The 10,152-nt window shown below is 62.8% G+C and carries 8 protein-coding genes; all 8 read right to left on the minus strand.

The features are described 5' to 3' along the window. Nucleotides 1-6 precede the first annotated feature (6 nt). Nucleotides 7-243: an RNA chaperone Hfq gene (hfq, locus tag H4Q31_RS20345; RefSeq protein WP_185180896.1), complete on the minus strand. Its 237-nt coding sequence runs from the start codon at nucleotides 241-243 to the stop codon at nucleotides 7-9. 27 nt (nucleotides 244-270) lie between these two features. Further along, nucleotides 271-1,290, minus strand: a complete 1,020-nt coding sequence (miaA, locus tag H4Q31_RS20350; RefSeq protein WP_185180903.1) for a tRNA (adenosine(37)-N6)-dimethylallyltransferase MiaA — start codon at nucleotides 1,288-1,290, stop codon at nucleotides 271-273. Nucleotides 1,291-1,304: 14 nt separating this feature from the next. Next, entirely contained in the window at nucleotides 1,305-2,081 is a 777-nt protein-coding gene (locus H4Q31_RS20355) for a class I SAM-dependent methyltransferase (protein WP_311771776.1), read from the minus strand. Between the two features lie 2 nt (nucleotides 2,082-2,083). Continuing rightward, complete coding sequence (gene mutL / locus H4Q31_RS20360) at nucleotides 2,084-4,165, minus strand: DNA mismatch repair endonuclease MutL (protein ID WP_185180898.1); 2,082 nt, start codon at nucleotides 4,163-4,165, stop codon at nucleotides 2,084-2,086. Nucleotides 4,166-4,193: 28 nt separating this feature from the next. Beyond that, entirely contained in the window at nucleotides 4,194-5,615 is a 1,422-nt protein-coding gene (locus tag H4Q31_RS20365) for a S41 family peptidase (RefSeq protein ID WP_185180899.1), read from the minus strand. Further along, nucleotides 5,612-8,320 (minus strand): DNA mismatch repair protein MutS, encoded by a 2,709-nt coding sequence (gene mutS / locus H4Q31_RS20370; protein WP_185180900.1) that lies wholly within the window; start codon nucleotides 8,318-8,320, stop codon nucleotides 5,612-5,614. The genes H4Q31_RS20365 and mutS overlap by 4 nt, the downstream gene beginning before the upstream one ends. Nucleotides 8,321-8,467: 147 nt before the next feature. Beyond that, nucleotides 8,468-9,565, minus strand: coding sequence for a type 2 isopentenyl-diphosphate Delta-isomerase (gene fni / locus H4Q31_RS20375; RefSeq protein ID WP_185180901.1), 1,098 nt, complete (start codon nucleotides 9,563-9,565; stop codon nucleotides 8,468-8,470). A 95-nt stretch (nucleotides 9,566-9,660) separates the two neighbouring features. After that, on the minus strand, nucleotides 9,661-10,152 hold a 492-nt coding region (locus tag H4Q31_RS20380), incomplete at its 5' end, for a putative amidoligase domain-containing protein (RefSeq protein ID WP_446483087.1).

A 10,152-nucleotide genomic window follows, 5' to 3' on the forward strand; every position in this document is an offset into this window, starting at 1 on the left:
ACGCGATCAAGCGTCCGCTTCAGGCAAATGCAGGGATACGTTGCGCTGCGGCGTGAACGTACTGATCGCATGCTTGTATACCATCTGCTGGCGCCCTTCGCTGTCGATGACAATCGTGAAATTATCAAAGGCGCGGACGATGCCGCGGATTTGGAACCCGTTGGTCAAGTAGACCGTAACCGGGACGCTGTCCTTGCGCAGTTGATTAAGGAACGTATCCTGGATGTTAATAGTCTTGTTCATTACAAGTAACCCCCATCGCCATATGGATTATGAATAAATGTATTCAAGATCGCAAGGAAACTTTCCTGCTATTATAGCACAAATCTCCTTGAAAAGTTCGGTGTTTTTTGGTTGTTCGCCCACGTCTGCCCACTGAAGCTCGCGCATATGTCGGAACCACGATAGTTGGCGCTTGGCGAAATGGCGCGTATCGCGTTTGAGCAGCGTGACGGCGGCTTCGTAATCGAGCTCGCCGGCTAGATACAAGGCGATCTCCTTGTAGCCCAACGCTTGCATGGCGACCGCATCGCGGCTTAGCCCCTGCTTGAGAAGGCGTTCCACTTCCTCGACCAGCCCCTGCTCCAGCATCAGGTCTACGCGGGCGTCGATCCGGCGGTACAGCTCGGCCCGATCCATCGTGAGCCCAATCAGGCAGAGACGGTACGGCGACTGCTTGCCGTCGCCTCTCTCCTGCTCTTGCAGCTCGGACATCGGACGTCCTGTCACTTCGAAGATCTCGAGTGCGCGGATAATGCGCCGTTCATCGTTCGGATGCAGCTTGGCGGCCGTCTTCGCGTCAACGGCGGAGAGACGCGCGTGCAGCGCTTCCGCGCCATACTCCCGCGCGAAGGCGCTCATCCGTTCACGGAACGCCTCATCGCTCCCGTACTCTTGGAACTGGTAGCCGTAGCAGACCGATTCTACATAGAGGCCGGTGCCGCCGACGATGAACGGCAGCTTGCCGCGGGCGTGAATCTCTTGGATCTTCTCCGCGCATAAAGCTTGGAAGTCGGCTGCGGAGAACGGCTCGCTCGGGTCAAGGATGTCGATCAGGTGATGGGGAATGCCTCGGCGTTCCTCCAGCGGAAGCTTGGCGGTGCCGATGTCCATGCCGCGGTATACCTGCATCGAGTCGCCGCTGATGATCTCACAGCCGAACTTCTCCGCGATCCGAAGACTCAGCTCGGTCTTGCCGACGGCGGTCGGGCCGACGAGCACGAGCAGCGGCGGACGCTGGTCCTCTAGCTCTGGAGCATCGCCGGACTTGTTGTTAGATCGGAACGACATCGACATCTTATCGTTCATCTTAGGGTTATCACTCCGTAAGCGACAGCGTTGGCCGTTCGGCGAGGACGAATGAATCCTAACCGTTCGAATTCCTTGCTGTCGCGATGGTCTTTGAGCATGACCGCTCGGCGGGCGACGCGGCGCGCCTCCATCACGGCCTCTTGCGTCAGCGCCGAATCCTCTGCAACGGTACGAAGCGGCATCAGCGAGGCGGAAGCCATGACCGGCTTCGTGAACATCGGATCGAAGTAGACGATGTCATAGCTCTTGTCTGGCAAGCTGCGCAAATAAGCAAGGTGTTCTGCCTTGATGTGCTGGATGCGTCGCATCGCTTCGTTAATATCGGGCAGCTCCGTCTGATAGGTTCGCATGCCTTCGCGCACGATCAGGTGCAGAAGCGGCGAAGCCTCAAGCGCGGTCACTCGTCCTTCCGCGCCGACGGCGACGGAGAAGACGAGCGCGTCGGAGCCAAGTCCAGCCGTGCAGTCGAGCACCGCGTCCCCCGGCTTCGCGCCAGCCGCATGCGCCATGGCGTCATAGCCGCCTTCCCGCAGCCGCTTCGCGCGGATGAACGCCATGCTCGGATGGTAGAACAGCGGCGGCTCGTCTCGCTGCGAGAACTTTAAGCCCTCCGGCCCGGCGGCGAGAACACCGTCCGCCGCCTCCGGCTTGGCGCGCATCAAGCCGCGGATCGTATCGCGGCGGCGCGGCGCATAAGCGCAGCCCAGCTCCTCGGCGATCCGCATCGCATAGCGGACCGTCTCCTCGTCCGGCCGTTCTATCGTCGTCACGATCAATTCATCACCCGCTTGAACATTTTCTCCAGCTCATAGGTGGTGAAGCTGACGACGATCGGCCGGCCGTGCGGGCAAGTGTAAGGCTGACGGCACTCCCCGAGACGCTTGAACAGCGATTCCGCCGCCTCTCGGGTGAGCGCCTGGTTCGCTTTGATCGAAGCCTTGCAGGAGCAGAGTACGGACGCCTTCTCCCGCAGCTTGCGAAGATCGACGTTCTTCTCCGCCAGCACCCACTCCGCCATCTCGCGCACGATGTCCGCTTCGTCGCCAGAAGGCATCCAATGCGGCACTGCGCGCACGATAAAGGTATTGCCCCCGAAATCTTCCAAATATACCCCCACCTGCTCGAATAGCTGCAGACGGCTGGTCAACGCGATGTATTCGTCCGGCGAGAAGCTCAGCGTGACCGGCAGCAGCAGCTCTTGGCTCGCTTCCTCCGGCCGGCCGAACTTCTCGTAATAGAATTCGTAATTGATTCGCTCATGCGCGGCGTGCTGATCAATCAGATAGAGACCCGTGTCGTTCTGGGCGATCAGATACGTCCCATGCATCTGCCCGATCCAGTGCAGCTCGGGGAATTCCGGCGGCTTGGCGGCCGCGTCCGGCGCGGCATAGGCCGCTTGCCATACTTGCTCCGGCACGCGCTGCTGCGGCTGCGCGCTTCTCTCCTGCCATTCGCTGCGCCCGGTCGAAGTAGCTGCGGAGGGCGATCGTCCGGATGGCGTGCTCGGCCATTGTTGACGAGACGGCCAAGCGGGCGAATTGCTCTCGAACGAGCGGTCCATCGAAGCTTCGGAATTGCCGCTCTCCCGCACCAAGCTCTCGAACGCCGCTGCATCTTCATAGGCGGCGCTGCTGCTTCCGGCGCGGGAAGCTGGCGTGCCGGTTGCTGCCTGCATGCTAGCGCTTGCCTGAACGCCTGAGGTTGAGGCCGAAGCAGCGGACGGCAATTCTCCGCCGTTCGCAAGCAAGCCGCCAGCTGCGCTGCTAACACCGCTCGGCTCCGACGGGGGCACCTGGAAGCGGATCTGATCCTGTACCCACGTCTGCGTCTTCGGCGTCCGCACCGCAGAGCCGGACGGAATATACGCTTGAGTGCCCAGCGCCTGCTTCACCGCCTGCTCGACGAATGCCCGCAGCTCGCTCTCCTTGCTGAACCGTACCTCCAGCTTGGCCGGATGCACGTTGACATCGACCAGCGTCGGATGCATACGCAGGTTCAGCACCGCAAGCGGATACCGATTGATCGGCAGCAATGTATGATAGGCCTGCAGCAGCGGCTGCACGACGGCGGGGCTGCGCACGTAACGGCCGTTGACTAACACCGTAATGGCGTTGCGGTTCGAGCGCGTCTCCACCGGCATCGCGACGAGCCCGTCGATCGAATAGTCGGGATGCTCCGCCGACAACTCGATCATGGCCTTCGCCGCAGCCGTCCCGTAGATGGCGGCCGCCACCTGGCGCAGATCGCCGTTCCCTTGCGTGCGAACGAGCGTCGTTCCATTATGCGCGAACGTGAAGGCAATATTCGGATGCGCGAGCGCTTGGCGATAGATCACGTCGGACAGATGGCTAAGCTCCGTCTGCACCGTGCGCATATATTTAAGCCTAGCCGGCGTGTTGAAGAAGAGCTCCCGAATGGTCATGTCTGTGCCTTGCGGAGCAGACACATCCTCTTCGATCTTAATCGCGCCGCCTTCAATCTCAAGGACGCGGCCGAGTCCGCTGGAATCGGATGCGCTCACGCAGCGGACTTTGGCGACGGCCGCGATACTCGGCAGCGCTTCTCCCCGGAAGCCGAGCGTGACGATCTGGAACAGATCTTTGCCGGTCGCGATCTTGCTCGTCGCATGCCGCTGGAAGGCCGTGCGCAGATCGTCCGGCTCGATGCCCGAGCCGTTGTCGACGATCCGCAGCAGCGACAAGCCGCCTTCCTCCGCCGTCACATCAATGGTCGTCGCGCCGGCATCCACTGCGTTCTCGATCAATTCCTTTAAGACAGATGAAGGCCGCTCAACGACCTCGCCGGCTGCGATCTGGTTGGCTAAGTGTTCGTCCAGCAAGCGAATGACGCCCATCTCGACCCCTGCCTTTCCCGTATGATAATTATAGTTGAGCGAGCTTCAGCAAGCCGTTCGCATCTGACCAGCGAAGCTGCGGCATCCACTTGGCGAGCAAGCGGACATCCATGCGGCTGACTCCGTCCTTCACGATCAGATGGGAGTCCGAGACAGCAAGACGGCTCGTCTTGCCTCCGAAGATGATCGAGATCGAATGGCTCTTGGCGTCATATTGCACCGTTCCGCCCAGGAATGCGGCAGCCAGACGCAGATCCAGATAAGGAACGCCGTTCTTGCGAGTGACGATATCGTTCGCTTGCATCCGCAAGCCGTCGATCACGAGCGAGCCTTTGCCTGCGACTAAGACGGCAGGCCGGCCTCCCGCCGCGCGGATCGCCGCGAACAGCTGCTGCACGTAGTCCTGTACTTCGAGATCGGGCGAGATGCCCGTGTGGTCGACCTTGCGGCCCTTCGGCGTCGTATATTCTTCTATCGTCACCTTCAGCACGCCGCCGGACGGCACGTCCATAATCTGCTGAACGACGCCTTTGCCGTACGTTCGCGTACCGATCAGTTTAGCGGCGCCGTAATCCTGCAGCGCGCCGGCCAGGAGCTCCGATGCGCTGGCCGTATCCTCATTCACAAGAATATAGATCGGATACTTCTTGCGCTCCCCTTCAACCGATATCGGATGGTCTACGCCTTCGCGATCCGTCAGATGGGCCAGCACGCCTGCCTGAATGAAGTTGCCGGCGATCTGCTGCGCTTGGTCCACGTAACCTCCGCCGTTATCCCGCAGATCGATGATCAGCGACTTCATGCCTGCCTTCTCCAGCTTGTCCAGCTCCTGCTTGAAACTGTCCGCCGCGTTGGCGGCGAACATGCTGAGCGAGAGGTATCCGATTCCGCCGCTAAGCATCTGAGACGAAGCGATCGGCAGTTGTACAATAGACCGCGTCAAGGTGAACGTAATTGCCTCGCCGTCGCGTATCACCTTAAGTCGAACGGTTGTGCCTTCATCGCCTGTAATCAGGTCGTTCATCTCGATGAGCGACAGACCTTCCACGTTCATTCCGTTCACCGAGACGAACTCATCGCCCGGCGCGAGCCCGGCCTTGGCAGCCGGGCTGCCCGGGATGACGTCTTGAACGTACTGCTTGCCGCCGTCGACCGTGCTGACGACCCCGACGCCGACGTACGTCTGGGCCAAATAATCCGAGAATTGCTGCCATTCCTCATCGGTGAAATATTCCGTATACGGGTCCTGAAGCGAGTCGACCATGCCCTCGATCGCCGCTTCATTCAAATCCTCGCCTGTAGGAGCGCTGAGATGATACTCTTCCAGAAGCTTCTTGACATCCTCCGTCTGCGCTTCGGTTGCCGCCAGCGCGGCGGGAACCGCTCCGGATAGCAGCGACAGGACGGCAATCAGCGAGACGATGCGGCGTATCAGTCGAATTCGGTTCAAGAGGATTCCCCGCTCTCCATCAGTAGGTTGCGTGCGTCGTTCAACCACTCCAGCGCCTGCAGCGGCGTCATGCGCATCACGTCCAGCTTGCGCAGCTTCTCCGCGATCCGTTCGGCCCCAGGGGACGCCGGCTTGCGCGGCTTCTCCGTCTTCGGCGGCTCCGGCTCAGCGAACATCGCGAGCTGGACGAGACCGCCGGCATCGGCTTCGGCCGTCTCGGGCCCGGAGCCGGCGTACGATCCGCCGGTCTCCCCGACGGCCGATGCCCCAGATGCCGATGGACGCTTCGCGCCGATGCCTGCGGCAGCCGTCTCCCCTGCTGCCGAGCCTTCGAGTAAGCCGTACGCCCGCGAGACGATCGTCTCCGGCAAGCCGGCGAGCTGCGCGCAGTAGATGCCATAGCTCGAGTCGGCAGCGCCGGCGACGAGCTTGCGCAGGAAGGTGACGCCGTCCGCATTCTCCTTCACGGCCATGCAGCCATTGCGAAGCCGAGGCAGCGTCTGCTCCAAGTGCGCCAATTCGTGAAAATGGGTCGACACGAGCGCCTTGCAGCCAATGACGTCGTGTACATATTCAATGACCGCCTGGGCGATCGCCATGCCCTCATCGGTAGACGTACCCCGGCCGAGCTCGTCGATGATGACGAGGCTTCGGCTGGTGGCCTGTTCGGTCATCACCTGAATGTCCTTCATCTCGACCATGAACGTGCTCTGCCCGCCGACGAGATCGTCCGCCGCGCCGATGCGCGTGAAGATCCGATCGATCAGCGGCAGCTCGGCCCGCTTCGCAGGCACGAAGCAGCCGATCTGCGCCATGATGGCGATCATCGCCACTTGGCGCATATACGTGCTCTTCCCCGCCATGTTCGGGCCCGTGATGAGCAAGATCGAGCTGTCGTCAGTCAGCGACGTGTCGTTCATGATGAACGAGGTGCCTTCGGAGACGGCCTCGACGACCGGATGGCGGCCGTCCGTCACCGTCAGCTCATACCCGCTTCCGATGGCGGGACGCGTGTAGCGGCGTTCGGCGCTCACCTCCGCGAAGGATTGAAGCACGTCTAACGCCGCTACCTGCTCCGCCAGCTTCTGCAGACGCGGAATTTGGCCGGCGATCCGGTCGCGAAGCTCCGTGAACAGCTCGTATTCGAGATCGACCATCCGGTCTTCCGCTTCGAGGATGAGCGCTTCCTTCTCCTTCAGCTCCGGCGTCACGAACCGCTCCGCATTCGCCAGCGTCTGCTTGCGCTCGTAGCGGCCTTCCGGCAAGGCTCCAAGGTTGGAGCGCGTCACTTCCAAATAGTAGCCGAATACCTTGTTGAAGCCGATCTTCAGCGATTTGATGCCCGTGGCCTCGCGCTCTTGGCGTTCCAGCTCCGCGATCCACTTCTTGCCGTCCTTGCTGGCGATGTGCAGCTCGTCGAGCTTCGCGTTGTAGCCGGTGCGGATCAGGCCGCCTTCGCGCACCGAGACGGGCGGCTCGTCCGTGATGGCCGCGTCGATCGCAGCCGCCAGATCGGCGCAGTCGTCGAGCGCTCCAGCCAGCCGTACGAGCTGGGCGGAGCCGAGCTGCGCGCAGACGCCGCGGATGGCCGGAATGCGGCCAAGCGACGCCTTCAGCGCGTTCAAGTCGCGCCCGTTCGCGGTGCCGTAGGCGATGCGGCCGACGAGCCGCTCGAGGTCGTACACCTCGTTCAGCTCGGTTCGCAGCTCTTCCCTCTGCATCCAGGAGCCGTGCAGCGCTTCGACCGCGTCGAGCCGCTCCTTGATCGCCGCTTCGTCGAGCAGCGGCTGGTCGATCCAGCGCTTCAGCAGCCGCGCGCCCATCGCCGTGCGCGTCTTGTCCAGCAGCCACAGCAGCGAGCCGCGGCGCGAACGGTCTCGCACGGTCTCGGTCAGCTCCAGGTTGCGGCGCGTGAATGCGTCCAGCGCCATGAACATCTGCGGATCGTATGCTTTGACCGAACGCAAGTGACCGAGCGAGCGCTTCTGCGTCTCGCCCAGGTACGCGATCAGGCGCGCGACAGCCAGCCGGCGCACCGGATCCGCTTGCTCCCACAGCTCGCCCGGGAACTGCGCGGCGAGCGATTGCGGCGAGGCGTCAGCCTCTTCGCGGACGGTGCAGAGCAGCGTGCGTCCGGATGCCGCCGACTCTTCGCTCAGCCGAGCGAGCGAAGCCGCGTCGCCGACCGCTTCGGCCGGGCGGTAGACGTTCAGTTCGTTGCGGACGGCTTCCCGCGATGCGGCGAACGACGTCACGTACAGCTCTCCTGTCGTCAAGTCGCAGGCAGCCAGCCCGAACCGCCCGTCCGCTTCGGCGGTTCCGAGAATGAAGTTGTTGGCGCCGTCGCCAAGCGACTTCGTCTCCATAACGGTGCCAGGCGTTACGATGCGGACGATCTCGCGCCGCACGACCCCCTTCGCAGTGGCAGGATCCTCGACTTGTTCGCAGATCGCGACTTTGTAGCCCTTTTCGACCAGCCTTGCTATGTATCCTTCAGCGGAATGATAGGGAACGCCGCACATCGGCACGCGCTCCTCTGCCCCGGCCTCGCGTCCTGTCAATGTGATCTCGAGCTCTCGAGACGCGGTCAGCGCATCTTCGAAAAACATCTCATAGAAATCGCCAAGCCGGAAAAAGAGGAGCGCGTCCTTCGCTTCTTCCTTGACGGATAAATACTGCTGCATCATAGGTGTATAACCGGCCATCGTACTTCCTCCCGCGGTTGCTGTATCCTCTGATTATAGCAAAAAAGACGGAGGCGCGCCGCTATGATCTCGGCTTGCCAACGTCTTCCGGATCGGCGGTGTATGCCATGGTTGACGAACAGCGGTTCGTGCGTCATGGGGCGAGGATCAGCCGCCCGGCCGGATCAGCCGATTCGTCTCTGCTAGCTGCTCTAAAGTCCCTGCCCCGATGCCGAACATCGCCGCACGAAGCTCGAACTCGATCACGGCGAGCTTCTCTTCTATGCTCTCTACGGATTCAACCGCCTCGGCCAGCAGCGACCGGCCGAAGCCAGCCAGATTCGCGCCGAGCGCAATCGCCTTCGCGGCATCGACGCCGCTCGCGAGGCCGCCGCTGCCGATCAGACAGCCATCCGGCACGGCGGAGCGGGCTTCTTCGATGCACGCAGGCGTCGGCTGCCCCCAGCCGGCGAGCGCTTCCGCCGCCTCGCGGCGCACGCCCGGCGGCAGCCGGAACTTCTCAACCTGGCTCCAGCTCGTGCCTCCGGCTCCGGCAACGTCGACGAAGCTGACGCCAGCATCGAACAGTCTGCCCGCGTTCTCGCCATCGATGCCCCAGCCGACCTCCTTGGCGCCGATGGGCTTGTCCAGCTCGCGGCACAGCTTCTCGATGCGGCGCAGCAGCCCGCTGAAGTCGGTATCTCCTTCCGGCTGGAACACTTCCTGAAGGCCGTTCAGATGAAGTACCAATCCGTCAGCTTCGGTCAACTCGATGAGCCGGCGGCACTCGTCCGCGCCATAGCCGTAATTGAGCTGCACCGCGCCGAGGTTCGCGACGATCGGAATGGTCGGCGCCAGCTCGCGGACACGGAATGATTCGGCGAGCTCCGGCCGCTCGATTGCCGCGCGCCCGGAGCCGAGCGCCATCGCCCAGCCGCGCCGTTCCGCGGCTTCGGCCAGTCGGCGATTGATGCGGTTGGCTTCCGTCGTTCCGCCGGTCATGGAGCTGACGAGCAGAGGCGCTTGCAGAGGTCGTCCGAGGAAGCTGGCGGAAATGTCGATCGCCGCAAAGTCGATCTCCGGCAGCGCGTTATGGCGGAATCGGTAGCTGTCGAAGCCGCTGCGGCTGCTATCGATATGGCCGCTGTTGCCGCGATGCGCGTCGCTGCGGACGGCTCGGCTCTGCACGTCTTCACGCAGACAAATATCAATATGTTCGTTCTTCCGCCGCTCAATGTCGGTACGATTGTCGTTGCTGCTGCTCATGAAGGCCTCGTTTCCCGGCTCGGGGCCGGATGATTGTGTGATGAATGCAGGTCGGATGGCGCTGTCGGAGACGGCATGGCTGAGCGATGAGCAAGTCACACCTTAATCCGCCACTTGCGGCGGATGTCGGCGGTCTCGTCCCAGCTCCGACCTTCACGGATCGCGCGGAAGAGCGGGTCGATGTCCGCCCGGTACTTCGCGTACCCGGCGGTGGCTTGCAGCGCGCGATAGACGCGCTCCGCGCCGGCGAGAAGCAAGCTTCGGCCGCCTTCATAGAAGGCGTCGCGCATCGCGTCGTCGTCGAGCGGCCGATCGGCGGCCAGCTCGCGCGAGTGCTCGGCCGCCGCCTTCGCCAGAGCCAGCGTCCCGCGCGCGAGCAGCGGCGAGACGAGCCAGCTCGGCGGCGTACGGTACTCGAAGCCGCCATGCGCCTTCGGGCGATAGTCGCCCAGCGCGCCGTAGCGCGGCCGCCGCTTGCCTGCGTCCGGCGGCTCCAGCAGCCGCAGCGGCAGCGCGACGGCGTTGTCGAGCGCTCGCAGCCGCTCGCCCGTGAGCGCGGCGCCGCTCAAGTGCAGATGCCCGCCGAG

This window comes from Cohnella lubricantis, from assembly GCF_014212015.1.
Classification (GTDB): Bacteria; Bacillota; Bacilli; order Paenibacillales; family Paenibacillaceae; genus Cohnella; species Cohnella lubricantis.